Here is a 25,990-nt window from a genome sequence, read left to right as displayed (position 1 = left end):
TCCATTCAAAAATGATCAGCACGGAATCCCCGTTATTCTTTTGCTGTTTCGAGAAGGGCCATAGCCCTTGCTTCCATTTTTCGAAGGCATGAAGGACAATATATTCCAACATGTTCCTGTAGCTTTTGATTCATTTGCAGGCATGTTGCTGCTTGTATCTGCTCTTGTGTAGCGAAAGCCTTACCACATGATTGACATTGGACGAGCTGAAAGGTTTTGCCCCATAGCGTGCGCATTTCCTGCGTATCTATCTTTTTTATAAAACCGGTAGGACAAACTTCTGCACAAGCACCACATCCTGTGCAGTCTTCAGGAGATGCATGGAAGGCGGGGCCCACTTCTCGTAAGTGGCCACGATGGCTGAAGTCCAGGCATCCCACACCTTCTGTTTCGCAGGCCCGGACGCAGAGGCCGCATAGGATACAGTTAGGAGTCGCTGCTTCTGTTGTTTCTTGAGGCACTTCAAGATCGTATTGAGAACAAAGAGCCAGTAGATCTGGCGTATGAGGAGCTTTTTTTATAAAGAGAGACAGGACGAAACGCCGCAGGTTCCGAATTTTTTCCGTATCGGTATAAATCTCCAACCTTTCTGTGGTAATGGGGTAGGAACAGGCCATTACTACGTTTCTTCGTCCACGATGAATGACCTCTACTGAACAGAGGCGGCAGTTCCCATCAGGAGGAAGCCCCGGATGAAAGCAGAGGGTGGGGATAGGGATATGAGCCATGGTTGCTGCCTCAAGGATAGTGGTTCCAGGAGCGACATGGAAGGGGGCCCCATTAAACGTTACGGAGATCATGATTTATCCCTCCCTTTTGCTGTGGCTGCACACTCTTCGTGTACGGGGGATATGTGTATGGCATTAAACCGGCACATGTCCAGACAAGTGCCGCACGTAATGCATTTATCAGCATGGATAACTCGAATGTCCCGATCTTTACCCGTAATAGCTGAAGCTACGCAATTTGCCTGGCAGGCCCCACATCCAATACATTTGCTTCGTATGATTGAAGGGGTATACATTCTGCTACAGACACCAGCCCGGCAAAAGTGTTGATTTTCATGCTCTTCATATTCTTCGGGAAAGTACCGAAGGGTAGATAAAACTGGGTTGGATGCAGTCTTTCCCAGTCCGCACAAGGCCGTGTCAGGCAGAAACTGGGCAATGGTTTTGAGACGCGACGTATCTCCCTTTTCTCCTCGTCCTTCTGTGAGGCGATGGAGGATGGTTTGCATTTCCACAAGCCCCTCTCGGCAAGGGGCACATTTCCCGCAAGACTCTGTAACTAAAAAATCAATAAAGTATCTGGCTACATCTACCATACATGTGTGATCGTCCATAACGATCATTCCGCCAGATCCCATCATAGACCCCACCCCTGCAAGGCGATCGAAGTCTACAGGGAGGTCCAATAGGGATTCTGGAATGCACCCTCCAGAAGGGCCGCCTGTCTGGACGGCTTTGAGGGAGCGATTTTTGAGAATGCCTCCGCCTATATTGAAAATAATGGAGCGGAGGGGGGTTCCCATGGGGACCTCTACAAGTCCGCTATTTTTTATTTTTCCAACGAGGGAAAAAATTTTGGTTCCAGGACTTGCCTCCGTTCCATATTGGCGGAACCAGGATACGCCTTTATCTATAATGGCTGGGACATTTGCCCATGTCTCCACATTATTCAGCACGGTGGGATGACCCCAAAGCCCTTTTTCAGTGGATCGGATGTATTTAACTCGGGGAACACCTACACGTCCTTCGATAGAGGCCATGAGGGCTGTAGATTCTCCACATACAAAAGCCCCCCCTCCCCGGTAGAGTTCTATGTCGAAAGAGAAGCCCGATCCCAGAATATTTTTACCCAGCAATCCTGCTTCTCTTGCGTCGCGTATGGCCATTCCCAAGTGCTTTACAGCGAGAGGGTACTCGTTTCGCACATATATAAACCCTTTCTGTGCTCCAATGGCAAAGGCGCCAATAGTCATACCTTCTATAATGCAGTATGGGTCTCCTTCCATAAGGCTTCGGTCCATAAAAGCTCCCGGATCCCCTTCATCTCCGTTAGCTACAACATAACGAAGGGGATCTTCTGCGTTTCGGGCGGCTTGCCATTTTCTTCCTGTGAGAAATCCCCCTCCGCCACGCCCTCTCAGTCCGGAATCTATGATAGTTTGCACAATATGCAGTGGAGTTATGGACAGCGCTTTGGCGAGGCCTTTATAGCCCCCGACGGCAATATAATCGTCAATTTTTTCGGGGTTGATTGCTCCTGAATGACGAAGGGCGATACGAGTTTGATGAGCATAGAAAGGAACATCTTTATCAGAAATAGCGAATTTCTTGGTATTAGGATCTCGGTAGAGCAGATGCTTAACAACATTCCCTTTCAGAATTGTTTCTTCCACGATTTCCGGAACGTCTTCCGGGCGAACTTTCTGGTAAAAAATATTTCCAGGCTCCACAGAGACGAGGGGGCCGTGCTCGCAGAATCCGTGGCAACCAGTGGAGTTAACAGAAATATCCACCTGGAGACATAATCCCCTCTCCAAAGCCTCTTTTTTGAAGGCTTCATATACTTTTTGACTCCCGTTGGCCAGACAGCCGGTTCCAAAACATATACGTACACATGGCATTGTGCACTTTTCTTTTTTTTGTTGTTGCAGCAACTGGCAGTAGCTCTCAAGATCAGCAGGTTGAAGGAATTTCATGGTCCATCTCCTCCTCCTCCAGCATGGCTGCGACTAAGGCAGGCGTCATTTGCCCGTAGACTTTTTCATTGACCATAATGACAGGCGCCAAAGCACAAGCGCCAAGGCAGTTTACTGTCTCTAATGTAAAGCGTCTGTCTGGCGTTGTCTCTCCTACTGAAATATTCAATCTTTTTTCCACTTCGCGGAGAATGAAAGCTCCCCCTCGCAAGTGACAGGCTGTTCCACCACAAATTCGGATAGTCTTTTCCCCTCGGGGAGTCAAGCTGAAGGCTTTGTAGAAAGTCCCCATACTATAAACACGGCTTTCTGGAATATTGAGATACGCTGCTGTTTTTTTCATGGCAGAGATAGGCAGATAACGAAAAGCTTTTTGTATGTCTTGCAGAATAGGCAGCAGAAAACGAGGTTCTCTGGGATAGGAAGAGAGTATGACATCAGTGTCTCTCTCGCCCCGGTTGGTGTCGTCAGAAGGCAACACTACATTTAGATCTGTCAATGAAAGTCCCCCCTTCGCCAACTTTCTGACAACTCTTTATATATTGTACAACTACTGGGGGTTTTGTCATATATTTTTTGTTGGTTGTTTTTACGCAGAATAGTGTAAAACAGGAAGTTTTGAGGGCACTCTCTTCCTTGTACAACAAGGTCAACTCATAGTGGGGTAGATTATTCCTTCCTTTTAAAGAAAAAGAAAGGATTTTTTGGAAAAGCACAGTTGACAAAAACATGTTATGATTTTTCAATTGGACAGATGTAGAAAAATAAGAATAGCTTCTTCGGGAGGAGTTTTTGTGTACGGTTTTACTTTAAAAGTTTACGGCTGTCAAATGAATGTTTACGACGGCGATAAGTTGCGAACGGCCTTAATTCAGCAGGGATGGGTGGAAGTTCCTGAAGAAAAGGCTGATCTGGTGATTTTTAATGGTTGTAGCATACGGGCTAAAGCGGAGCATAAGGTTTGGAGCGAACTGGGGCGATATGGCGAGCAGTGGGACTCTCAACAGAAACCTTATGTAGCTGTAACTGGATGTATTGCCCAGCGTCTAGGTTCCGCTATGATGGCGCGTTTCCCATGGGTGCGTCTTGTGGGGGGGCCTCGTCATATAGGGGAGTTGCCTGATGGTGTGGCCCGGGTTATGAAGGGAGAAAGAGTTGTTCTTCTCGACGAGGATCCACGGGCTTTTGTGGATTTGAACGTCCCGCCGATAGAACGGGTTAATCCCTGGAAGGCCTATGTAACCATAGCTCATGGCTGTGATAATTTTTGTACGTACTGCATAGTTCCCTACGTGAGAGGCCGTTTTGTTTCCAGACCTCCTCAGGCTATACTGGAAGAAGTTCGTGGACTTGTCTCAGATGGCGTCAAGGAAGTGACTCTTTTGGGACAGAATGTAAACAGCTATGGTCAGGATTTTAAGAACGGATACACCTTCTCGTCTCTTCTGCGAGATGTGGCGGCCATAGAAACCTTGCCCCTCATTCGCTTTGTCACATCCCATCCAAAGGATTTCACAAAAGACATTGTGGATGTTATGGCGGAAAATCCTGCAAAAATATGTCCGTCGATTAATTTACCTATCCAGTCGGGGAGCGACCGTGTTTTGCAGCTTATGAACAGAAAGTATTCTCTTGCCCAATATCGTGAAACGGTCTCTCTTATTCGTTCAGCCCTTCCAGAAGTAGGCTTGACGAGCGATTTGATTGTGGGGTTCCCAGGGGAGACGGAAGAGGATTTTCAAGCGTCTATCGCTGCTCTGAAGGAATTCCGTTACGATCTCGTTCATACGGCGGCCTATTCTCCACGGGAGGGGACTGTTGCCGCTGATATGGAAGACCAGATTCCACAAGAGGTAAAAATGGAGCGGTTGAATATGGTAAACGATCTTCAATCTTCTATAGCCGCAGACATTAACCGTGGCTGTGTGGGGAAAGAATATGTGCTTCTAATAGACGATAAAGCTCCGAAAGGGGCGGGGTTAGTGCAAGGTCGAACTCCTTCCGATAAAGTGGTTATCATCGAAGGGCCCCAAAACCTTATAGGTCACTTTGCTAAGGTGGTTATTACCGGGGCAGAAAATTGGTGTCTTTACGGAGAGGTGCTGGACGTCGTTGACTAGAGATCAAGGGAAGGCTCTACTTTTTTTTGCGGGAGGAATACTCTGTCTCCTCCTTGCAGGCTTGTTAATCGTTACTTTTTCAGGACGTTGGCAGGCCGGTGCTCCCACAGTAGTTGCGGGGCCACTTCCCCTTTCAGTAGAGAAAAAAGATGTACGGAATCTTACAGATCGAGAGGATCTCGAAGGAGTGCATTCCGCTGTTCCGGGGGAAGAGTGGGTTGTTTATATCACGGGCTGCGTTCAGAAACCTGGAGTTTATCACGTAGCGCCAGGCTCTCGTTTTTACCATGTGGTAGACCTGGCAGGTGGCTTTTCATCGGCGGCAGATCCTGAAAAAGTTAATTTGGCAACTCGCCTTGAAGATGGAATGCATATCCATATTCCCTCTCAAAGTGAAAAAACGGAGGAAGAGCAGACACCCGCGGCTTCTTTGGGGGAATTAGCTCCTTCTAATCAGAAGAAAATCAATATTAATCGGGCCTCAGAACAGGAATTAACAGTGTTGCCTGGAGTAGGCCCCAGCACTGCAGCATCCATAATTGCCTATCGAGAGGCAAGTGGACTTTTTACATGTGTAGAGGATTTATTACGAGTTCGAGGTATAGGGCCGGTGAAGTTCGAGAAAATTCGTCCCCTTGTAACGGTTTCTCCATGACAGTTCTTGGGAGAGCTCCAGTTCTTTGCCCCTTTGCTGGAGTTTGTGTGGCTCTTATTGCACAGGATCTTGGTGTATCTCTGCCCCTTCTCCCCCTTTTGTCCGTGCTTTCTGCGGGAGCTCTTATTCTTTGTTGGACTGTTGACAGGTCTCCGGGATATTGGGCTTTTTTTGGTGGGATTATGGCTATTACGGCTCTAGCCTCCCTTGTTATTTGCCGACGAGTACCAATTTCCACTACGTTCTTACCGCAGGAATATGGCAAATGGAAGGGGTATATAGTCTCAGAACGTTCCTGGGGAGGACGGAGAGCGGCGCTTGTGAAAACTCCGAAAGGGATCTTTTTAGCAAAGGTCTCCCCTCGAAAAGAACTTGTCGCTGGCCAGAAAGTGGAGATGGAGGGACGAATTCTTTCCTTGCCCCATTCAGATAAGGGCTCTTTTAGGGAAGATCTCTATTGGCGGGCTCGGGGAGCTGTGGGAGAGATAATGCCTGCTCGTCTTACCGTTGTTGGGCGGTGTTCTTGGTTTCATGTGGCTCGGTGGCGAAATCTTATTTCGAAGAGTATCCTGTTGACATTGCCATCCCGTACGCGAGCGTATCTTTTGGCAGCATGGACAGGCATGAAAGATCCAGAACTAAAATCTTTCCATGAGCGGTGGGGAACGAGCCATCTGCTGGCTGTTTCCGGATTCCATGTAGCTATTTTTGCCGGGGGGATCTCCCTCCTTCTTCGTCGCAGTAAGGGACACGTTTGGGGGACGTCTCTATTTTTGTGGCTTTATGTTTTTTTAACAGGAGCTGCCGCAAGTGCTGTGAGGGCAGCATTAATGATGCAGATAGCTCTTTTAGGTCACGTTCGTGGCCGTCCGGTACGCCCTTTAAATTCAGTATCCCTGGCAGGCCTCCTATTACTGCTCTGGCGGCCGTGGTGGTTTTGGGATCTGGGGTGGCGGTTATCTGTGCTTGCAGCCTATATTATTGCTGCGGCTCTGGAACGTAATCTTACTCGTGGTTGGCTGCTTTCTGTAGGGCCTTTGATTTGGGGGACCACTCTCCCTTTGGTAGCCACGATCTTTGGATCAGTTCCGTTAGCTGGCCTTTTGATCAACCCTATAGCCGGGCCTGTATTTGGTTTTCTTTATCCTTTCGCGTCCCTTATGGCTTTGCCAGCCCTTGCGGGTATTCCGGGAGGAAGATGGGTGGCATATGGAGCTGAGGGTCTTTTTATCCTCTGGGAATATGTTGCTGATTTTCTGGCAACCCTTGTCCCGTGGAGAGCGACCTGGAATCCGTTATGGGACATATTGGCCTTTGGGATGCTTCCCATGATCACAGGTCGGGCTCTTTCCCTTTCATGGAAGAGAACGATGTCAGTCGCTTTATCATGGCAACTTTTTTCCATACTGTTATGGAGATAAAATATTATTAAAAGAAAAAACCGAGAGACACATAGATATTTGGGAGGAGGCAGTGGCATGCTGTTAGTCCTGGATGTAGGAAATACCACAACGGTAGTGGGTATATATAAAGGGGAGGAGCTTTTGGCTCACTGGCGGCTTATTTCAGAACGTCATACCTCTGATGAGATAGGCATTTATCTCCTTAACTTGCTGAACATAGCTGGAATTAAACCAGAGAATATAAAAGGAGCTATATTATCGAGCGTTGTTCCAGCTTTGGATGTGGCCATACGAGAGGGAATTTATAATTATTTTCATTTAGATTGTGTCAAGGTCTCTTCAAAATTAGATCTCGGCATGGAAGTTCGTTATGGAGCGCCTCTGGAAGTAGGTGCCGACCGTCTTGTGAATGCGGTGGCAGGAAAGGCTCGTTATGGAGCGCCCTTGATTGTGGTGGATTTCGGTACGGCCATTACTCTTGATGTTTTGTCGAAAGATGGCGCCTATCTTGGCGGAACAATTTCACCGGGGCTTATTTCCGGAATGGAGGCTCTCTTTGGCCGTACTGCGAAACTGCCCCAAGTATCTCTCGAAGCGCCTTCTTGTGTTATTGGGAACAATACGATGGAATCTATTCAGTCGGGGATCATTTATGGGAATGCCGGACTTGTCGATTTCTTAGCCCGCAAGATATGGGAGGCGTTGGGTGAGACGTGTCTCGTAGTTGCTACTGGAGGCCATTCAGAAGCTATAGGAAAAATATCAGAAGTGATAGGGAAAGTTGATCCGTGGCTTACTTTGGAAGGATTGCGTATTATATATGAAAGAAACGTGCCAAGTAAAGAATAAAACCTTTGGAGGACTACGAACTATAGGAGGAATTCCCCTGGATTCTCCTCTTATTTTGGCTCCTCTAGCTGGCGTAACAAATCCGCCGCTCAGGCTCTTTTTTAAAAAAATTGGAGCCGCGGCTGTCCATACAGAAATGGTGAGTTGTTCCGGACTGATACGGGAGAATGAGAAGACGTCTCGTATGCTCTCTATTTGTCCTGGCGAGCAGCCCACAATCTTACAGCTTTTTGCAGGGGATGTGGAAATGTTAGTTCGAGGAGCAGAGAAGGCCCTTCATAATGCTCCAGACCGCTTCGCAGCCCTAGGCATTAATATGGCATGCCCTATGCCGAAAGTGTTGAAAAAAGGGGCGGGTTCCCGATTACTTGAGTTCCCCGAGAAGGCTGTATCCATGGTGGAGGAACTGAAAAAAATGGGCCTGCCAGTGTGGGTAAAAATAAGAATATGTCCCGAGTTTTTACCATATTCGACATCTTATTTTTGTGAGGAACTTCTTCGTGCAGGTGCTGATAATATATGTCTCCATGGTCGGACTCCTGCACAGCGATATTCTGGAACGGCAAATAGAGAAAAAATAGCTGAAATAGCCCATTCTTTCCCCGGGTATATAAGCGCGAGTGGAGATGTTTTTTCGGTAGAAGACGTAGAAAAGTATCTCGAAGCAGGGTGTGTTACGGTTTTTATTGCCCGAGGAGCACTGAAAGATCCCTTTATCTTCCCTCAAACACTGGCAGCTTTGGGCTTTTCGGTGGATAATAGATTGTTATGTCCCTCCATTGATTTAAAAATATCCATGATGGTTGAATTGGGGGATCATATTGCAGAAGAGACCAGTCCAAGACTGGCTGAAATATTAGTAAAGCGGCTTCTCTCAGGTATGTTTAAAGGAACCCCAGGAATAGCTGAATTCCGACGGGAGAGCGCCGGTATTCACGGCTGGAAGGAAATGAAACAACTGATGGGCAGCTGCGGGCACTATCTTGAAAGGAGAGAAGTAATGTGTCGGCCAATGTAGATACGAAGACAGATCAGACAGCTCTTCCCGAAGAGGAAATATTCCGTCAGCGGAAAGACAAACTTGAAAGGTTAAAAGAGGAAGAAGGATATAATCCGTACCTCGTTGAGCGGTGGAATCGAGAGGATATTTTAAGTGCGGTACGTAAACGTTTTGACCATTTGGAGATAGACCAGAGTGACGAAGAAGTACGTCTCAAGGTAGCTGGTCGAATTATGACTTTGCGCAAGCATGGGAAGGCCATGTTTGCCAATCTGCAAGATGAAACGGATACGATGCAGCTTTATTTCCAGCTTAATGCAATGGGAGAAGAATCCTACGAGTTTGCTAAGAAATGGGTGGATAGCGGAGATTTTGTAGGAATCGTAGGATATCCCTTTAGAACTCGTCGCGGAGAATTGACCTTATTGGTTACAAAATGTACGCTGCTCTCTAAATCCCTTCGCCCGCTTCCGGAAAAATGGCATGGGCTTAAAGATACGGAGGTTCGCTACCGTCAGCGCTACCTTGACCTTATGGTGAATCCAGATGTGCGGGAAAACTTCAGGAAACGATCAGCGATTATTGCCTCTATAAGAAAAACGTTGACAGATCATGAAACCCTTGAAGTGGAAACTCCCATCCTCTCACTTTTGGCGGGGGGTGCGAATGCCCGTCCCTTTAAAACCTTCCATAACGCTTTAGGAGTGGAAATGTACCTGAGAATAGCTACGGAGCTTTTCTTAAAGCGGTTAATTGTGGGTATGTATGGCCGAGTTTTTGAAATTGGTAAAAATTTCAGGAACGAAGGAATCGACACAATGCACAACCCCGAATTCACCGCTATGGAAGTGTATTGGGCCTATGCCGATTATAATGACATGATGGATCTTACGGAAGAAATTATTCGCAATGCCGCTCTTGCCGTAGGAGATATGACAGTGAATTATCAGGGCGTAGAATTGGATTTCGGCAAGCCTTTCCGAAGGGCTACAATGCTTGATTTAGTGAAGGAATATGCTGGCGTGGACTTTAATACTATTACGAACGATGAAGACGCACGGCGGATAGGGACTGCCCATGGAGTAGAGTTGAAGGGGACGGAGAGCCGTTTTGGGGTCTTGAACGAAATGTTCGAGACTTTTGTTGAAGACAAACTGATTCAACCTACTTTTGTTATAGGGCATCCTACTGAAATTTCCCCATTGGCGAAGCGCGATCCCGAGAACCCTGATTACACTCATCGTTTTGAACTTTTCATCTGTGGGTCTGAAGTAGCCAATGCCTTCAGTGAGCTCAACGATCCTATAGACCAACGGGAGCGATTCCTCGATCAGCTGCGGAAGAAGGAAGCGGGGGACGAAGAAGCTCACGTCTTTGACGAAGATTTTATTAATGCAATAGAATATGGTTTGCCTCCCACTGGCGGCCTTGGGATTGGTATCGACAGACTTGTTATGTTCCTGACGGATTCCAAGTCTATAAGGGATGTCATTCTTTTCCCCACCATGCGCCCGAAAGCATAAAGGAGGCTCTTTTGGTGGATCGTGAAGAAGCGAGGAAACGAATAGAAGCCCTTCGTGACGAACTTAATCATCACGCATATCTTTATTATGTACTTGACAGCCCTGTTGTTGAAGACGATGTGTATGACAGCCTCATTAAAGAGCTGGTCCATCTAGAAGAGCTGTTTCCAGAGTTCGACGATCCAGACTCTCCTACACACAGAGTGGGAGGGGCTGCTCTTGACCGGTTTGAAAAAGTAGTTCATGAATCTCCACTTTTAAGTCTCGATAACGCGCTATCGAAAGAGGAGCTATGGCCTTTCTTTGATCGAGTTTCTGAAGCGCTGGGGCTTGCCGGTCTGGAGTATATTTGTGAACTTAAGATAGACGGTCTTGCCGTTTCTCTTCTTTACGAAGATGGAGTTTTTGTTCGAGGGGCAACTCGTGGAGATGGCCGGATTGGCGAAGATGTAACGGCTAATTTGCGGACAATTCGCTCTCTCCCCCTTAAATTAGGAGAAGCAATTCCCGGGCGTCTGGAAGTCCGTGGCGAGGTGTTAATGACGAGGGAACAGTTTGCTGCTTTGAACGAGGAGCGAGAGGAGGCGGAGGAGCCTCTTTTTGCCAACCCCAGAAATGCTGCGGCTGGAAGTTTGAGGCAGCTGGATCCTTCTGTTACGGCGTCACGAAAACTCTCGATTTTTCTTTACCACCTCATTGATCCAGAAGCCTACGGCCTTGAGAACCAGTCACAAATTTTAGGGTGGCTGCTCCGCTTAGGTTTTCCCGTACAGAAGGCCTGGTGTGTGTGTAAAGATCGAAAAGATGTAGATGGCTTCATAGAAAAGTGGCGAGAAAATCGTTTCCATCTTCCTTATGCTACCGACGGAGTGGTGGTAAAGGTCAATCAGGTGGGTCTTTGGAAGGATTTAGGCACAACGGCGAAAGCTCCTCGATGGGCCGTTGCCTTTAAATATCCGCCAGAAGAAAAAGTGAGTCGTATCTTGGAAATCGAGGTATCAGTGGGGCGAACAGGGACTCTTACTCCTGTCGCCCATCTGGAACCTGTACATTTGGCAGGGAGCATAGTCAAGCGAGCGAGTCTTCATAATGAAGATGAGATACGGCGAAAAGATGTTCGAGTTGGCGATAGGGTACGGGTTCGTAAGGCAGGAGAGATAATACCTGAAGTTGTTAGCGTAGTTTTAGAGGATAGGGACGGTTCAGAGAAAGTTTTTAACATGCCTGAAACCTGTCCAGCCTGCGGTTCTCCTGTGGTGCGGATCCCCGGCGAGGTGGCCCTGCGATGTCCGAACCGAGCGTCTTGTCCTGCCCAGCTCCGGGAAGGCATAGCTCATTTTGCGTCGAGAGCTGCTATGGACATTCGAGGGCTTGGAACGAAATTGATAGCGCAGCTTGTGGAACGGCAGATGGTCCGAAATATGGCCGATTTATTTGCTCTCCGCCGCGACGATCTCCTGACGTTAAATCGCATGGGAAACAAGTCGGTAGAAAATTTGCTTCAGGCTATTGAAAAATCTAAAAGCCGATCATTGTCGCAGGTTATGACGGCCCTTGGCATTCGCCTTGTAGGACAGAAAGTAGCCGATATTTTGGCGAATAACTTTAGAAGTATTGAGAAACTCAGAAATACGCCGGAAGAGGAGCTTTCCACTATCGATGGGGTAGGTCCTAAGATAGCTGCGTCTATCCGGGCTTTTTTTCATGACAAGGCTAACGAAGAGATGCTCCGTCACCTTGAAGAAGCGGGCGTCACTATGGCTGTTGCGGAAGAGGTAGAGGAGGGCCCTGTCCCTTTTGAAGGGAAGCGTTTTGTCTTTACAGGTGAACTTCAGTCCATGACGAGAGACAATGCCGAAGGTATTGTTAAAAAACTTGGCGGAGATTTTTCTTCGAGTGTCAGTCGAAAAACTTCTATAGTTGTGGCAGGGCCAGGGGCAGGCAGCAAGCTCCAAAAAGCGCGGGAACTTGGGGTTACGGTAATTGATGAAGATGAGTTTTTGAAGATGATACACCCATACGTGGGTGATAAATAGGAGGATTGATGATGGCTGTCGAGGCAGAAGATATCAGGCATGTAGCTGCGCTCGCCCGATTGGAGATCAGCGAAGAAGAGGTTAAAGCCATGCATCAGCATTTTGAAAAAATTATGGCTTACTTCAATCGACTTAGCGAACTGGATCTTCAGGGTATAGATGCATTTGCCTTAAAGGTAGATGAAGAGATTCCCTGGAGAGAAGATGTAGAGATAGACAGCTCCGTGAGAGAAGAGGCTCTTAACGAAGCTCCTTATCGTCATGGAGACTTTTTCAGAGTCCCCCGGATAGTAGAGGAGGAGTAAGATGGAACTCTATGAACTTTCAGCTGCTCGAATTGCTTCAGGTATTTCGTCGGGCGATTTTTCTGCCAGCGACGTTTTTGAAGCGTGTCTGAACCGGGCGCGGTCTCTGGAGACTCACATATCTGCTCTTTTGACGGTCACGGAAGAAGAGGGACGATGTAAGGCAAAAGAAATAGATGAGGCACGGGCTGCGGGGAAAGGACTGGCTCCTTTGGCAGGGGTTCCCTTCGTTTTGAAAGACAATATGTGTACTCGAGGTATTCCTACCACTTGTGCCAGCAAGATTCTTGGCCAGTGGAAGCCCCCCTATAATGCAGCTGTTTTTGACTTTCTGAACGAGGCGGGAGCCGTGCTTTTGGGGAAAGCAAATCTCGATGAATTTGCCATGGGAGGCACAACAGAAAACTCTATTTACGGTCCAACATCTAATCCGTGGGATTACGAGAGAGTTCCAGGAGGAAGCTCTGGGGGAAGTGCCGCGGCTGTGGCGGCTGGGTATGTGCCTTTTGCCCTGGGAAGCGATACAGGAGGGTCTATTCGTCAGCCGGCCTCTTTTTGCGGAGTATATGGGTTTAAACCCACCTACGGCCTTGTAAGCAGATGGGGGCTCATAGCGTTTGCTTCCTCCCTTGACCAGATCGGCCCCTTTACGCGAACAGCGGAAGATATAGCTCTTATTCTCAATACCATAGGAAAGAGCGACGAAAGAGATTCCACCTGTAGCCGATGCCCTCGGCCAGACTACACGGGCGCTCTTTGCGCAGAGTCATTAGCTGGTAAAAAAATAGGCGTGGTTAAAGAGCTTGAAGGATATGCATTGCATCCGGACATTCGCGCGACCTTCGATACAACTTTGGCTTTCTGCAAAGAATCAGGGGCGGAGATAGTGGAAATATCCCTCCCCACTACGATCGGGTATGGGCTTGCCTGCTACTATATTTTAGCGCCGGCTGAAGCCAGTTCCAACTTGGCGAGATTTGACGGCGTCCGCTACGGTCTTTCTACAGAGGCTGACTCTCTTATCGACCTCTACATGAAAACAAGGGCTCAAGGCTTGGGCCCTGAAGTAAAACGCCGGATTCTTATAGGTACGTATGTCTTAAGTTCGGGATATTATGATGCCTACTATCTCGTGGCTCAAAAGGTTCGCCAGCTGATTACCCAGGAATTTAAGTCGGCATTTGGCAGTGTGGACGCAGTCTTGTTGCCCACAGCACCGACCCCTGCCTTCAAGAAGGGCTCCTTTGAAGATGACCCAATACAAATGTACCTGACAGATGTTTTTACATTGCCAGTGAACTTGGCAGGTCTCCCAGCTCTTTCCCTCAATGGAGGGTATACGTCGGAAGGTCTTCCCATAGGCATGCAGTTCATAGCTCCGCGATGGGCGGAAGAGAGCCTTCTGTCTATTGCATCTGTTCATGAAAAAACCTTTGGTGCGGCTCCTATTGCCAAGGGAGGTGCTCGTTAATGTCTAAACTAACTTTTACCCCGGTTATCGGTCTTGAAATTCACGTGCAGCTCGCTACGAAGACAAAAATATTCTGCTCTTGCTCTACGGATTATATTGGGGCGGTTCCTAACACGAATGTATGCCCGGCTTGTCTTGGGTTGCCTGGTTCTCTCCCCTCCTTGAACGGGAAAGCTGTGGAATATGGAGTAAGGGCTGGTCTGGCCTTAAATTGCACAATACGGGAAGCCACGCGGTTCCATCGTAAAAACTATTTTTATGCAGACCTACCTAAAGCCTATCAGATTAGCCAGTACGACCTTCCCATAGCGGAGAAGGGGTATGTTGAGATAACGACTGAGGAAGGCGGCCCTCATAAGATACGGATCACACGTCTCCATCTGGAGGAAGACGCCGGAAAGCTTGTGCATGAAGCTACAGACGGCCGACTGGCTGGAGCCGATCAGTCTTTCGTGGACTATAACAGGGGAGGCGTTCCTCTGGCGGAAATAGTTTCTGAACCAGATCTTCGTTCGGCAGCAGAGGCTAAAGAGTATGTATCAAGACTCAGACAGCTTGTGAGATATCTTGAAGTGTCTGATGGCGATATGGAGAAGGGCTCGTTGCGGGTAGACGCCAACATATCGGTGAAGTGTTCCGACGGCCGTTGGGGCGATAGAGCCGAGGTAAAGAACCTCAACTCCCTGCGGGCTTTGGAACGGGCCTTGGAATATGAATTTAAACGTCAAAGCCAGCTTTTGGCTGAAGGGAAGACTATTGTTCAGGAGACCCGCCATTGGAACGACGTAGATGGAGTGACAATGGCGACGAGAAGCAAGGAAGAGGCTCATGATTATCGCTATTTCCCTGAGCCTGACTTGCCACCTCTCATTCTTCCCAAAGGTTTTGTGGAGAAGATCAAGAGCACATTGCCCGAGCTTCCATGGGAAAAAGTGGAGCGGTTCAAAAAAGAATATGAGCTTTCGGATGTTGACGCCATGATTCTTTCAGAACATGTGGCCCTTGCCGACTTCTATGAAGCCTGTGTTCGTGCTGGAGCGACTCCTGCCCGAGCAGCGAATTGGGTCAGGACAGAAGTGCTTAGAATTTTGAACGACAAGAAAATAGAGCTTGCTGATTTCCCTGTAGCTCCTGAAATTTTAGCGAAGATTATCACTAAAGTTGATGATAATAAAATTTCTACAACGGCAGCTCGAGAAGTTCTCGACACGATGGTGGACCGGCGTCTCTCTTTGGAGAAGGCGATGGAGGCCTGTGGTGTTCAGGAAGGCGGCATAACAGGGGCTCAGCTTGAAGAGATGGTTCAATCTGTGTTGGATAACAATAGTGATGTGGTGGAAGTTATCCGAAGCGGAGAGGACAAAAAGGGCAAGAAAAAGAAGTTTCTCCAAGGGCTTGTTATGAAAGAAGCTCGAGGGCAGGCGGATCCGAAGGATGTTGTTTCGGTTCTTGAGAAATTGCTTGGAATATAGCGTTGTGTTTGGGCAGGGTATGTGTTCCCTGCCCTTTGTTTTATTGACTATCGAATCGGCTATGCGTAAGATAAGACAGTATCATTTCAAGACTATAAAACAGCCTGAATGCTGGCCATTGAACGCTGTGGCAGTAGGGGGCATATTTGAGGAGGTAGTAGGGTATGGGAACGCGCAAACCTGAAGACATCAGAAGTATTGCCATTGTAGCTCACGGTGGAGCCGGCAAGACGTCCTTGGTGGAGGCTATGCTCTTTTCCAACGGCGATATCTCCCGAATGGGGACCATCGAAGGCGGCAACACCGTTGCAGATTTTGGTGCAGAAGAGCAGAAACGGCAGATTTCTATCAACACCGCTCTGGTAACCTTGGATCGTAAGAACAAGAGACTCTATCTTCTCGACACACCAGGTTTCGCTGACTTTATAGGCGAGATGCGTTCCGCTATGCGAGTATCTGACGCGGCATTAACAGTCGTAAGCGGTCTCCATGGTGTAGAAGTGCAGACTGGAAAGGCCTTTGAGTTTGCAGAAGATTTTGAGATCCCTGTAGTTTTCTTTGTAAGTAAGCTCGATCGTGAAAATTCTGATTTTTCTAGAACTGTAGCGGATATAAAAGAACAGTTGAGCGAAAAAGCAGCTCCTTTTTTTCTCCCAGTAGGAGAAGAGCTTTCTTTCAATGGTCTTGTAGATATACTGAAGCAGAAAGCGTACCTTTATAAAAATGACGGTTCAGGTTCTTTCTCTGAAAGTGATGTTCCCTCAGGGATGGCTGACGAAGTGGTTTCTTTGAGAGAGTCTCTTGTAGAGTCGATTGTGGAAGCCGACGACGAACTCATGATGAAGTATCTGGAAGGGGAAGAAATATCCAGCGATGAACTTATGGCTGCTGCAAGAAAGGCAATACGAGAACGGCACATTTTCCCCATCCTCCCTGGCTCTGGAACGGCCAATATCGGTGCTCACCAGCTCCTTGATTTTCTAGCGGATATGCTTCCCTCCCCCCTCGAGTCTCATCACAGAAAGGCTATGGTAGGGGAAGAAGAAGTAGAAATACAGGCAAGTCTGGATACGCCCTTTTCAGGACTTTGCTTTAAAGTAATGGTAGACCCTTATGTCGGTAAGCTCTCGTATATCAGAGTTTTTTCAGGCCACTTGGCCAGCGATGGAATTCTTTATGACGTGAATAGAGATGAAGAAGAGCGCATCAGCTCTTTTAAATTCATGAAGGGGAAAGATGGAACAGACGAAAAAGAAATTATTGTGGGTGATATTGTAGCCATTCCGAAACTTCATAGCACCCAAGTTGGCGACACAGTAAGCGTAAAAAGCCAGAATATCCAGTTCCCCCCCATTAATTTCCCTAAACCTGTTTATAGCGTTGCAGTGTTGGCCAAGAGCCGCGCTGATGAGGATAAACTTTCCAACGCCCTTCATAAAATTCTTGAGGAAGATCCAGTCCTTACCTTCGAAAAGAACCCGGAAACTGGCGATAACGTTTTGTCGGGTATGGGCGACATGCATATAGATATTGTTCTTTCTCGCATACGTGAGCGTTACGGAGTTGAACTCGAAACGAAAACGCCCCAGGTTCCTTATAGAGAGACAATACGGAAAAAAGCTGAAGCTCAGGGGAAATATAAAAAGCAGACTGGCGGCCGTGGGCAGTATGGAGACGTCCATATTCGTTACTTGCCCCTAGAGAGAGGAGCCGGGTTTGTTTTTGAAGATAAAATTGTAGGCGGTGCTGTGCCCAAAGGGTATATCCCCGCAGTGGAGAAGGGGCTTAGAGAAGCTCTGTCGAAAGGTCCTTTAGCGGGATTCCCCACGGTAGATTTTCAGGCCGAGCTTTTCTTTGGTTCCTATCACGAAGTGGATAGCTCTGAAATGGCCTTTAAAATTGCAGCATCCATGTCTTTCAAGAAAGGAATTCTTGAAGCGAACCCAGTACTTCTTGAACCCATTATGGTTGTGGAAGTTATAGTTCCCGAAGAGTACCTTGGTGATGTTATGGGCGACCTTAACAGTCGTCGCGGCCGAATATTAGGTATAGACAGCCACGGACGCTTGCAGGTCGTGAGAGCCCAGGTTCCTCTTGCGGAGATGTTTAAATACGCTATTGTCCTTCGCTCCATGACATCTGGTCGAGGAACATTCTCTATGGAGTACGACCATTATGAGGAAGTTCCGGGGGATGTTGCGAAAAAGGTTATTGCTGAGCACAAGCAGGAAGAGGAAGAAGAATAATAAGAAGCATAGAATATGGAATGTAGAAATAAACCAGAAGGGGCCTCAACGAGGCCCCTTCTGGTTTATGTACATTAATAAATGTGCGGAGGTATGCCAAGACACAGAGCTAACGGTTCTTCTGATCTTCCGAGAAGAACTTCCACATAGTCGCCTCTGCTTTTTCAGGGCTAAGAACACCTTCTGACATGACATGTTTCCATGCCCGTTCAGTTAAGGAACCAATATAGCGATCAAAATCGGCGTTCAGGCGCTTTGCTGCTATTTCTAAAGTTTCTTTACGAAACATTTCCCATTTAGCCGCTTTTCTCTCGTCTATAGACATCTTAGCGTCCCTCCTTTGTATATGCTGACGTTACTTTTTTTCTCCTGCTTTTTTTGTGGAAATATATTCGTCGATGGCTACAGCCGCTTTCTTTCCTGCGCCCATGGCCAATATGACGGTTGCGGCTCCGGTAACAATATCTCCACCAGCAAAAACCCAGTCTGGGTCTGCTTGCCCTGTCTCTTCATCGGCTTCAATGTATCCCTTCTTATTGAGCTTCAGTTCAGGGAAAGCGTTGAGCAAGACTTTATTGGGGCCTTGTCCAATAGCTTCAATAATAGTATCGGCCTCAAGGGTAAACTCACTGCCGGCAACGGGCTGAGGACGGCGACGGCCAGAAGCGTCAGGTTCGCCAAGTTCCATGCGGATACACTTGACTCCCACCAGGTTGCCCTTGTCGTCTCCTACGTACTCTACAGGGTTTGTAAGCCAGTTGAATACGACGCCTTCCTCTACGGCGTGATGGTACTCTTCAATACGGGCAGGAAGCTCTTCAAGAGAGCGGCGATAAACCACCTGCACGTTCTTCGCGCCGAGACGAAGAGCGGAACGGGCAGCATCCATAGCCACGTTTCCGCCACCTACGACAACCACTTTCTCTGACTCTTTCACAGGGGTGTCGTATTTAGGAAATTCATATCCATGCATTAAATTGATTCGGGTCAAGTACTCACTGGCAGAATACACGCCATTCAAGCTTGTTCCAGCAATTCCCATGAAATGAGGAGTTCCTGCTCCGGATGCAATGTACATGGCATCGTAATTATCACGAATTTCTTCAATGGTAACGCTCCGTCCTACGACGGTATTCGTCTGAATCTCTACGCCTAAAGCCTTAATGTTCTCAATCTCACGGCGTACGATAGCTTTAGGAAGACGGAACTCAGGAATGCCATACATGAGAACTCCGCCTGCGGCATGCAATGCCTCAAAAACAGTTACTTTATATCCCATTTTTGCCAAATCGCCAGCAACTGTCAAACTGGAAGGGCCAGAACCTACAACCGCCACTTTCCCTTTCGTCTGAGGTACGACCTTAGGTGGCTCTTTGCTGCCATGCTCAGCTTTCCAGTCGGCTATAAAACGCTCCATTTTACCGATAGAGACAGGATCATATCCCTTTATTTTCCCTACAGTGCAAACGCCTTCACACTGCTTTTCCTGAGGGCAGACACGTCCGCACACTGCAGGAAGGTTTGTGTACTGGGTAATAATCTCATACGATTCTTCCAGATTTTTTTCTCTAATAGCTTTAAGAAAAGCTGGGATATTAATGGAGACTGGGCACCCTTTAATACACGGAGCATTCTTGCACTGAAGGCACCGTGAGCTTTCTGCTACAGCCTCTTCAATGCTATAACCTATAACAACATCATTAAAATTCTTAATCCGTTCCTCGGGTGATTGCTCGGGAACGGGCAGTCTTTTAGGAGCAATATTCAACGCCATTTCCTATTCACCCATTTCAGCCTGAAATTTTTCCAAAGACATTTTTTCCTCGTCTTTGTACTGTCGCAGACGGTTCATGAACTCGTTCCAGTTCACGCCCCAACCATCGAACTCTGGCCCGTCGACACAGGCAAATCGGATCTGGTCGTTGATTGTTACTCTGCAGCCACCGCACATACCAGTTCCATCGATCATGATGGGGTTGAGTGAGACGAAAATGGGAATGTTCAATTCTTTCGCTTTGAAAGAAGCGAATTTCATCATGATAGAAGGACCAACGGCCCAAGCCTGGTCGATCTTCTCGCCACGCTCTGACAAGAGAGCCATGGCATCAGTAACCACACCCTTCATTCCTGCAGAGCCATCATCGGTAGTGATAATGAGTTCATCGGAGACTTGCTCGCACTCTTCCTTCATGATTACAAGGTCTTTATTCCGTCCGCCAAGGATGGTAATAACCTTGTTTCCCGCTTCCTTCAAAGCGCGGATAATGGGGAAGAGAGCTGCAATTCCTACTCCGCCACCAATGCCAAGCACTGTTCCATAATGCTTGATCTCGCTAGGAGTGCCCAGAGGTCCGAGAATATCAGAGAGAGAATCTCCCTCGTTCAATTCGGCAAACTCTGCTGTCGTCTTCCCTACAATCTGGAAGATCATCCTGATGAGCCCTTTCTCTCTGTCAAAATCAGCTACTGTGAGAGGAATCCGCTCACCTTTTGGGTTCGTTCTAATAATAACGAACTGTCCGGGCTGGACATGTCGCGCTACCCTTGGAGCCTCGACCCATACGTCGAACTCCTTCGGTACGACAAGCTTTTTGGAGACTATTTTGTACACTTTGTTTCCTCCTCGTTGTATCGAAGATGTACTGGGGGTAAATTTATTTGGGGTTGTGTTATCCACTCTCATCTCGATACCTTATATGTTATATTTATTTTGTCAATATAAATTATGCCACGAATCCTTCCTACTATACCTCAAGTTTTTTGCGATTTTGCACAAGGAAAAACATTACCCCCTACTTTATCCAAACGCAAGAATTGACGAATCAGGGGGAGGGATGTAATATACCTATAGAGGGTATACCCTTCAAGAAAAGGAGGAAAACAAAATGATTAAAGTATATTCCACTCCCACATGCCCCTGGTGCACAAAAACCAAAGAATATCTTACTTCAAAAGGGATGATTTTTGAAGTAATTGATGTCTCCCAAAATAGGGAGGCGGCTATGGATATGGTACGAAAGACTGGCCAGATGGGAGTTCCAGTGGTGCAGTTTGATGAGAAGTATATTGTGGGGTTTGACCGACAGGCTATCGACGAAGAAATTGAAAAACTAAAGGCATAGCTTGCATTTCTTCAACTCTCCCATATCTGTCTTTTATACTTCCCCATAGCTTTGAGGTGAGAAAGAGTATAAAATTCTTACAGAGTTCAGATATAGGGAGGTCATAAAATGAAACCCTTGCTTCAGCTCCATTTAGGAGCTGCTCTAGGTTCCCATCTTGTTTCGGGAGGAGCAACGTTTCAGGAACTTCAGAACCTTTCGTCTCGCCTTAGACAGGCGGCTCAACAGATAAAGGAGCGATCTCGTGACGGTTTGCAGGGCACGGGATGGCTCCTTTTACCTTACTCTGATCCTACAGAGGTAATGAAAGTGGGAAGATCCCTCGCTTCTTTTGATGCGTTGATACAGATAGGGATTGGCGGATCAGCGTTAGGGAATCAAATGCTTCATTCTGCTCTTTTGCCCCCGTATTGGAACGAAATTTGTCATGAAAAAGGGAGGCCTCGCTTCTATATTTCCGATAATGTAGATTCTCTTGAGAACATGACTATGTGGAAGTGTGTGGATCCTAAACGTACTGCTTTGATTGTAGCAAGCAAGTCGGGCTCTACTGCTGAGACTATGGCAAACTTCCTCTTTTCCTGGGAACGTTTGGAAAGGGCTGTGGGAAAAGAAGAAGCAGCCAGGCAGACAGTAGTGATTACCGATCTGAAAGAGAGTCTGCTGAAGGATTTTGCTCTGGAGCAAGGCTGTCTTACGTTAGAGCTTCCTTCCACTGTTGGAGGCCGTTACTCTGTTCTTTCCCCGGTGGGGTTGCTTTCTGCCGCTGCTCTTGGAATAGATGTGCCAGCCCTTCTTTGCGGGGCCCGCGAAATGGCGCAGTCTCTCGTCGATCTGGAGGGAATGGAACAGAATCCAGCCTGGGTTTTTGCGGGACTCACTTGGCTTCATTATCTCAGAGGAAGGAATATGATTGCTTTTATTCCATATCTTGACGGACTCGCCATGTTCAGTGACTGGTTCGCTCAACTTTGGGGGGAGAGCCTGGGGAAGGCAGGAAGAGGGTCTACCCCCATTAAGGCTCTTGGAACTATCGATCAACATTCCCAGCTTCAGTTATACACGGAAGGGCCAGATGACAAATTATATGTATTAGTACATGTGAAGCATGTGGATGAGGATATTACAATTCCTCTCTCTAAAGATAAAAGCCTGTCTTCTCTTTCATATCTTTTCAATCAGTCAATGAATCGGCTACGGGATGTAGAGCAGCTCTCCACAGCTTCCGCCCTCATTAAGGCAGGGCGTCCGGTTCTTTGGGTGGAGATACCGAAACTTGATGCGAAGCATCTTGGAGGGCTTATCTATTTCTTCGAGTTTGCCACAGCTCTTACTGGCGGGGTGATGGATGTAAATCCTTTCGATCAGCCAGGAGTAGAGCAAGGGAAACATTATACATACGGTTTGATGGAGAGGCCAGGCTATCAGTCTTTCGCAGAAGAAGCCCGCGGTTTTTCCGCATTGCTTTCTCAACGTACGATCGCCATCCCATCGCAGGAAAAGTGTTAGAATACAGGGCAGATTAGAGACTATATAAAACATAAAAACTTAACCCCGGCTGGATGGGAATCCTGGTGGGCTTGCAGACTGTAGATTATGTAAAAGGAAGAATAAGTAAAGCTGAATAGAAGGGATTGGGGAAGTATGGATACGTCTCTCCTGAATGTACATTCCATAACAGTTCGTCGGGGAAATGCGACGATACTGAGGGATTTAAGCCTCCGCGTAGAGGCTGGAGAAGTGACAGGTGTATTAGGTCGAAATGGAGCAGGGAAGTCGACCCTCGCCTATGCGCTGATGGGGGTGCCAGACTATATTCCGGCTAAAGGGACTATTTTTTTCCAGGGCCAGGATATTACCCAGTGGGCTATTACCGAGCGTGCCAGAGCAGGTATAACGTTGGCGTGGCAGCTCCCAGCAAGATATGAGGGTATTACAATTCGAGACTATCTTCGCACGGGAGCAAAAAGTTGTTCAGAACGAGATCTGGAAGAAGCCATGTCTTTTATTCAAATGAATTCTTCTTTTCTGGATCGCTGTATAGATAAGAGCCTTTCAGGGGGGGAGCGGAAACGCATAGAACTTGCCTCCATTTATTTAATGAAACCTCAACTGGCTATTTTGGATGAACCGGATTCAGGGGTGGATTTGCTCGCTTTGCGGGAGGTTATGGGGCTTTTGCGTCTCTTGGCAGATGGTGGAAGTGGCGTAATGGTGATTACCCACCGGGAAGATGTGGCGGCAGGTTGTGACAGATCATACCTTATGTGCGATGGCCGAATTATATTGGAAGGCAGTGCCTCAGCTGTAAAACGCTATTTTATGTCTCAGTGCCGCCCTTGTGACGGATGTGAAGAGCAGGTGATTCGCCGTGGCAAAGATTAGCGAAGAGTTTCAAGAGATCCTTTCTATTGCTGCCCAATCTCCCAACCATGGCTATTTCAACCATCGCAAAGGAGCGTATGCCTTTATTCAAGCGAATAAAGTTGTTGACTATCATGAAATAGAAGGAGTCCATATTGAGGCTTACGAAACAGACGATGGAGTAAAGGCCTTTATTGAGATAGAAGAAGGGACGCAGGTGAAAGAGCCTGTTCATCTCTGTTTTGGCGATGTCCGCAAAGATGGGCGGCAGGTTATCGTAAGTCATATTGTAGTAGGCCGCGGGGCGAAGGTGGAGTTTTTAGCTCACTGTGTGTTCCCTCATGCAGAAAAATTCCTTCACGCCATGGAAGGCCTTGTGGAGGTAGGGGAGGGAGCGGATGTTGCTTATAGAGAGCTCCATTTTCACGGACCGAAGAGCCAGATGGACGTTCGGCCTGTAACGAAAGTGACAGTTCAGAATGGCGGCCGGTACGTAAATGATTTTACGTTAGTAGAAGGGCAGATCGGTACCCTTGATATTAAGATCGATATAGATGCTGTTGGAGAGGGGAGCCATGTAGAGCTTACCTCAAAGGTCTATGGGAAACATGATGATCAAGTTAAAATTCAGGATGTTGTAAAATTGTCTGGACAGAATAGTTCGGCGCTTATTAAGACTCGTACCGTTTTGAAGGATCACAGTAGAGGGAGTTTCCTTGGCATGATTGATGGGGCGGCTTCAGGTGCGAAAGGCCATGTTGATTGCACGGAAGTGATTCAAGGTCATGCTGTGGCCGATGCTTCTCCTGTGGTGCGAGCATCTCACCCGGAAGCGGAAGTGACCCATGAGGCAGCTATAGGTCGAATTGCCGACGATAAAATAGCCGGACTTATGGCGAAAGGGCTTTCGGCGGACGAAGCTATAGACATGATTGTCTCTGGTTTGTTGAAGTAGAGACACCCGATTAAAAAAATAATAGATGAGGGAGAAGCTTCGTATGTGAGCTCCTCCCTTTTCTTTGTCTTCTTGGCGACTTGTACTCAGCCTTCCCCTGTTCTCCATTTTGCAAGCGTGGCACAAACTTACGGACCAAGTGTTTTCCTATCAGTCTTCCTCTTTTTCCTTTTGCCATATGTCGGAAGAACGTATTGAGGAGAGGGCGTGAAGAATATTGACTTTGATCCACGGAGCTTCTTTCTCAAGCTCCTCAATGAGAGAGCGGGTGCGGCTTCTCTGAGTATCTAGAGAAAAAGGACAAACTTCTTGAACGACAGGCAGATTGAGTCGCACCGCTTCACTGCGCAACTCTTCCTCACCTACGTAGATGAGGGGCCTGATGACCCAGACGTTTGTTCGACTTTGCCAGAAGCGAGGTTGAAAACATTTGAATCGGCCAGTTTGAAATAAGTTCATAAGCACAGTCTCTGCCACATCGTCAAGATTGTGCCCTAAAGCCAGAACGTTATATCCTTTATCTTGAGCTACGGAACTGATAATTCCTCGCCTAAGGTTTGCACAAAAACTGCAGGGAGATTTTTCGTCCCTGTTTTTTATTATTTCCGATATAGGGTAGAGAGTGATAAAATGATCTACTTCTAAAGAGTGGCAAAAGTTGGTTAGAGGTTTGGTGTCTAAATGTCCCCCGGAAATATCTACTGTGCAAGCGGCGAGGCCGAAATGGCGAGGTGATCGTTTCCGGAACAACGCGAGGGCTGTGAGCAACATGAGACTGTCTTTTCCTCCAGAGAGTCCCACCATTATTTTATCCCCATCGTTGATCATGGAGTAATCTCCTAGCGCTTTGCCGATTCTTTTCCGGATAGTTGGTTGTATTTTTAGTTCTTTATCCTTTATTCCTTGAATCATCTGTAAATTTGTGCCTCTCTTTATAAAATAAGTTATAATTAGGGCTGAAGTCCCAACTATATGGAAGATAGAAGTACGGTATAGTTTTACAAAAACAACTAAACTATACCATAGTTATGGTGAAATGATTTTTAAAGAGTACGTGGAGGTGGAGCTATGGATCCGATACGCCTGGTTATCGCGGATGACCATCGACTCTTTCGAGATGGCGTCAAAAAGTTGTTAGAACTGGAGTCGGATATAGAGGTGATCGGTGAAGCTGGAGATGGGGAAGAGGCGCTGAAGGTGGTCCGAGACAGGGAGCCAGATGTGCTTCTCTTCGACATTAATATGCCCAAAATCGATGGGATTCAGCTCGTGAGGGAGCTGAACAGTTATCCCCATAATATTAAGTACGTGGCTGTGAGCGCTTACGATGATGAAGATAGCCTGTCGGCTCTTTCTTCAGCTGGAGTTTTGGGATTTGTTTTGAAAGCGTCTGGGCGAGTAGAACTTTTGTCGGCTATCCGATCGGCCAACAGAAACCAGCCTTACGTAGATCCTCGCGTTGCAGGAAAGCTGCTCACTTCTTTCTCACGGCGTAAAGAGGAGAACGACCAGCTTTATGAACTGACACCCCGAGAAAAAGAGATATTATACTGGCTGTCTCAAGGGTTGAGTAATGCTGAAGTGGCTTCTAAGATGGTGCTTTCAGAAAAAACAGTGAAGAACCATGTAAGTCACGTTCTTAAGAAACTAGACTTACGGGACCGCACGCAAGCGGCTATTCTTGCGTGGAGAATTGGGTTTGCCCAGCTGCAACCGGAATCATTACGCCAAATCATTGGTGGCGGTATAGGAGAAAAATAAAAAG

General features: G+C 47.3%; 23 protein-coding genes. 16 read left to right on the top strand and 7 right to left on the bottom strand.

Annotated features, from left to right (window positions below):
• Window positions 1–32: 32 nt before the first annotated feature.
• Genes B3L97_RS08065 through B3L97_RS08055 form a run of 3 tightly spaced genes read right to left on the bottom strand, consistent with a single transcriptional unit; the run spans window position 33 to window position 3,203 of the window.
• On the bottom strand, window positions 33–800 hold the full coding sequence (locus tag B3L97_RS08065; RefSeq protein ID WP_024821883.1) for a 2Fe-2S iron-sulfur cluster-binding protein: 768 nt from the start codon (window positions 798–800) through the stop codon (window positions 33–35).
• Window positions 797–2,629, bottom strand: coding sequence for an NADH-ubiquinone oxidoreductase-F iron-sulfur binding region domain-containing protein (locus B3L97_RS08060; protein ID WP_349677300.1), 1,833 nt, complete (start codon window positions 2,627–2,629; stop codon window positions 797–799). Before B3L97_RS08060 ends, B3L97_RS08065 begins: the two co-directional genes overlap by 4 nt.
• Before the next feature lie 52 nt (window positions 2,630–2,681).
• A complete protein-coding gene (locus B3L97_RS08055; RefSeq protein ID WP_286934786.1) occupies window positions 2,682–3,203 on the bottom strand; it encodes a complex I 24 kDa subunit family protein in 522 nt (173 codons plus the stop codon).
• A gap of 295 nt (window positions 3,204–3,498) precedes the next feature.
• Here B3L97_RS08055 and miaB point away from each other — a divergent pair, with 295 nt between their 5' ends.
• From miaB to fusA, 11 genes are all read left to right on the top strand, one after another.
• Entirely contained in the window at window positions 3,499–4,824 is a 1,326-nt protein-coding gene (miaB, locus tag B3L97_RS08050; protein ID WP_024821886.1) for a tRNA (N6-isopentenyl adenosine(37)-C2)-methylthiotransferase MiaB, read from the top strand.
• Window positions 4,817–5,479 carry a helix-hairpin-helix domain-containing protein gene (locus tag B3L97_RS08045; RefSeq protein ID WP_286934784.1) on the top strand — a complete coding sequence of 221 codons (663 nt, stop codon included), beginning with the start codon at window positions 4,817–4,819 and terminating at the stop codon, window positions 5,477–5,479. The genes miaB and B3L97_RS08045 overlap by 8 nt, the downstream gene beginning before the upstream one ends.
• Window positions 5,476–6,900 carry a ComEC/Rec2 family competence protein gene (locus B3L97_RS08040; protein ID WP_286847458.1) on the top strand — a complete coding sequence of 475 codons (1,425 nt, stop codon included), beginning with the start codon at window positions 5,476–5,478 and terminating at the stop codon, window positions 6,898–6,900. The genes B3L97_RS08045 and B3L97_RS08040 overlap by 4 nt, the downstream gene beginning before the upstream one ends.
• Before the next feature lie 57 nt (window positions 6,901–6,957).
• Window positions 6,958–7,731: a type III pantothenate kinase gene (locus B3L97_RS08035; protein WP_024821889.1), complete on the top strand. Its 774-nt coding sequence runs from the start codon at window positions 6,958–6,960 to the stop codon at window positions 7,729–7,731.
• Window positions 7,703–8,749: a tRNA dihydrouridine synthase gene (locus B3L97_RS08030; RefSeq protein WP_286934783.1), complete on the top strand. Its 1,047-nt coding sequence runs from the start codon at window positions 7,703–7,705 to the stop codon at window positions 8,747–8,749. The genes B3L97_RS08035 and B3L97_RS08030 overlap by 29 nt, the downstream gene beginning before the upstream one ends.
• Window positions 8,734–10,254: a lysine--tRNA ligase gene (lysS, locus tag B3L97_RS08025; RefSeq protein WP_286847461.1), complete on the top strand. Its 1,521-nt coding sequence runs from the start codon at window positions 8,734–8,736 to the stop codon at window positions 10,252–10,254. The genes B3L97_RS08030 and lysS overlap by 16 nt, the downstream gene beginning before the upstream one ends.
• A gap of 14 nt (window positions 10,255–10,268) precedes the next feature.
• Window positions 10,269–12,290, top strand: coding sequence for an NAD-dependent DNA ligase LigA (gene ligA, locus B3L97_RS08020; RefSeq protein ID WP_286934782.1), 2,022 nt, complete (start codon window positions 10,269–10,271; stop codon window positions 12,288–12,290).
• Window positions 12,291–12,298: 8 nt separating this feature from the next.
• Window positions 12,299–12,595 (top strand): Asp-tRNA(Asn)/Glu-tRNA(Gln) amidotransferase subunit GatC, encoded by a 297-nt coding sequence (gene gatC / locus B3L97_RS08015; RefSeq protein WP_024821893.1) that lies wholly within the window; start codon window positions 12,299–12,301, stop codon window positions 12,593–12,595.
• A 1-nt stretch (window position 12,596) separates the two neighbouring features.
• A complete protein-coding gene (gene gatA / locus B3L97_RS08010; RefSeq protein WP_286934781.1) occupies window positions 12,597–14,066 on the top strand; it encodes an Asp-tRNA(Asn)/Glu-tRNA(Gln) amidotransferase subunit GatA in 1,470 nt (489 codons plus the stop codon).
• Window positions 14,066–15,538, top strand: a complete 1,473-nt coding sequence (gatB, locus tag B3L97_RS08005) for an Asp-tRNA(Asn)/Glu-tRNA(Gln) amidotransferase subunit GatB (RefSeq protein ID WP_286934780.1) — start codon at window positions 14,066–14,068, stop codon at window positions 15,536–15,538. Before gatA ends, gatB begins: the two co-directional genes overlap by 1 nt.
• Window positions 15,539–15,702: 164 nt before the next feature.
• Window positions 15,703–17,784: an elongation factor G gene (fusA, locus tag B3L97_RS08000; RefSeq protein WP_286934778.1), complete on the top strand. Its 2,082-nt coding sequence runs from the start codon at window positions 15,703–15,705 to the stop codon at window positions 17,782–17,784.
• A gap of 109 nt (window positions 17,785–17,893) precedes the next feature.
• Here the strand turns inward: fusA and B3L97_RS07995 are convergent, their stop codons facing one another.
• Genes B3L97_RS07995 through B3L97_RS07985 form a run of 3 tightly spaced genes read right to left on the bottom strand, consistent with a single transcriptional unit; the run spans window position 17,894 to window position 20,395 of the window.
• Entirely contained in the window at window positions 17,894–18,109 is a 216-nt protein-coding gene (locus B3L97_RS07995; protein ID WP_024821897.1) for a hypothetical protein, read from the bottom strand.
• A 30-nt stretch (window positions 18,110–18,139) separates the two neighbouring features.
• Complete coding sequence (gene gltA / locus B3L97_RS07990; protein ID WP_156923336.1) at window positions 18,140–19,558, bottom strand: NADPH-dependent glutamate synthase; 1,419 nt, start codon at window positions 19,556–19,558, stop codon at window positions 18,140–18,142.
• A 3-nt stretch (window positions 19,559–19,561) separates the two neighbouring features.
• Window positions 19,562–20,395 carry a sulfide/dihydroorotate dehydrogenase-like FAD/NAD-binding protein gene (locus tag B3L97_RS07985; protein WP_024821899.1) on the bottom strand — a complete coding sequence of 278 codons (834 nt, stop codon included), beginning with the start codon at window positions 20,393–20,395 and terminating at the stop codon, window positions 19,562–19,564.
• A gap of 274 nt (window positions 20,396–20,669) precedes the next feature.
• Here B3L97_RS07985 and B3L97_RS07980 point away from each other — a divergent pair, with 274 nt between their 5' ends.
• From B3L97_RS07980 to B3L97_RS07965, 4 genes are all read left to right on the top strand, one after another.
• Entirely contained in the window at window positions 20,670–20,906 is a 237-nt protein-coding gene (locus B3L97_RS07980) for a glutaredoxin domain-containing protein (protein WP_286934776.1), read from the top strand.
• A 108-nt stretch (window positions 20,907–21,014) separates the two neighbouring features.
• Window positions 21,015–22,415 carry a glucose-6-phosphate isomerase gene (locus tag B3L97_RS07975; RefSeq protein ID WP_024821901.1) on the top strand — a complete coding sequence of 467 codons (1,401 nt, stop codon included), beginning with the start codon at window positions 21,015–21,017 and terminating at the stop codon, window positions 22,413–22,415.
• Window positions 22,416–22,550: 135 nt separating this feature from the next.
• Window positions 22,551–23,291, top strand: coding sequence for an ABC transporter ATP-binding protein (locus B3L97_RS07970; protein ID WP_024821902.1), 741 nt, complete (start codon window positions 22,551–22,553; stop codon window positions 23,289–23,291).
• Window positions 23,278–24,225 (top strand): SufB/SufD family protein, encoded by a 948-nt coding sequence (locus B3L97_RS07965; protein ID WP_286934774.1) that lies wholly within the window; start codon window positions 23,278–23,280, stop codon window positions 24,223–24,225. Before B3L97_RS07970 ends, B3L97_RS07965 begins: the two co-directional genes overlap by 14 nt.
• Window positions 24,226–24,375: 150 nt before the next feature.
• Here B3L97_RS07965 and B3L97_RS07960 read toward each other — a convergent pair whose 3' ends face one another.
• Complete coding sequence (locus B3L97_RS07960; RefSeq protein WP_286934772.1) at window positions 24,376–25,137, bottom strand: tRNA 2-thiocytidine biosynthesis TtcA family protein; 762 nt, start codon at window positions 25,135–25,137, stop codon at window positions 24,376–24,378.
• 156 nt (window positions 25,138–25,293) lie between these two features.
• Here B3L97_RS07960 and B3L97_RS07955 point away from each other — a divergent pair, with 156 nt between their 5' ends.
• A complete protein-coding gene (locus tag B3L97_RS07955) occupies window positions 25,294–25,986 on the top strand; it encodes a response regulator (protein ID WP_286934771.1) in 693 nt (230 codons plus the stop codon).
• Window positions 25,987–25,990 lie beyond the last annotated feature (4 nt).

This window comes from Aminobacterium sp. UBA4834 (assembly GCF_002400205.1).
GTDB lineage: Bacteria > Synergistota > Synergistia > Synergistales > Aminobacteriaceae > Aminobacterium > Aminobacterium mobile.
Note: the sequence above shows the minus strand (reverse complement) of the source record. Positions and strands in the feature narration are given on the sequence as shown.

Coding starts and splice junctions, on each gene's coding strand:
- fusA (WP_286934778.1), top strand. CDS start 15,703: ATGGGAACGCGCAAACCTGAAGACATCAGAAGTATTGCCATTGTAGCT.
- B3L97_RS07955 (WP_286934771.1), top strand. CDS start 25,294: ATGGATCCGATACGCCTGGTTATCGCGGATGACCATCGACTCTTTCGA.
- B3L97_RS07995 (WP_024821897.1), bottom strand. CDS start 18,109: ATGTCTATAGACGAGAGAAAAGCGGCTAAATGGGAAATGTTTCGTAAA.
- B3L97_RS07970 (WP_024821902.1), top strand. CDS start 22,551: ATGGATACGTCTCTCCTGAATGTACATTCCATAACAGTTCGTCGGGGA.
- gltA (WP_156923336.1), bottom strand. CDS start 19,558: ATGGCGTTGAATATTGCTCCTAAAAGACTGCCCGTTCCCGAGCAATCA.
- B3L97_RS08040 (WP_286847458.1), top strand. CDS start 5,476: ATGACAGTTCTTGGGAGAGCTCCAGTTCTTTGCCCCTTTGCTGGAGTT.
- B3L97_RS08065 (WP_024821883.1), bottom strand. CDS start 800: ATGATCTCCGTAACGTTTAATGGGGCCCCCTTCCATGTCGCTCCTGGA.
- gatC (WP_024821893.1), top strand. CDS start 12,299: ATGATGGCTGTCGAGGCAGAAGATATCAGGCATGTAGCTGCGCTCGCC.
- B3L97_RS07960 (WP_286934772.1), bottom strand. CDS start 25,137: ATGATTCAAGGAATAAAGGATAAAGAACTAAAAATACAACCAACTATC.
- B3L97_RS07980 (WP_286934776.1), top strand. CDS start 20,670: ATGATTAAAGTATATTCCACTCCCACATGCCCCTGGTGCACAAAAACC.
- gatB (WP_286934780.1), top strand. CDS start 14,066: ATGTCTAAACTAACTTTTACCCCGGTTATCGGTCTTGAAATTCACGTG.
- B3L97_RS08035 (WP_024821889.1), top strand. CDS start 6,958: ATGCTGTTAGTCCTGGATGTAGGAAATACCACAACGGTAGTGGGTATA.
- gatA (WP_286934781.1), top strand. CDS start 12,597: ATGGAACTCTATGAACTTTCAGCTGCTCGAATTGCTTCAGGTATTTCG.
- B3L97_RS07975 (WP_024821901.1), top strand. CDS start 21,015: ATGAAACCCTTGCTTCAGCTCCATTTAGGAGCTGCTCTAGGTTCCCAT.
- B3L97_RS08060 (WP_349677300.1), bottom strand. CDS start 2,629: ATGCCATGTGTACGTATATGTTTTGGAACCGGCTGTCTGGCCAACGGG.
- B3L97_RS08030 (WP_286934783.1), top strand. CDS start 7,703: ATGAAAGAAACGTGCCAAGTAAAGAATAAAACCTTTGGAGGACTACGA.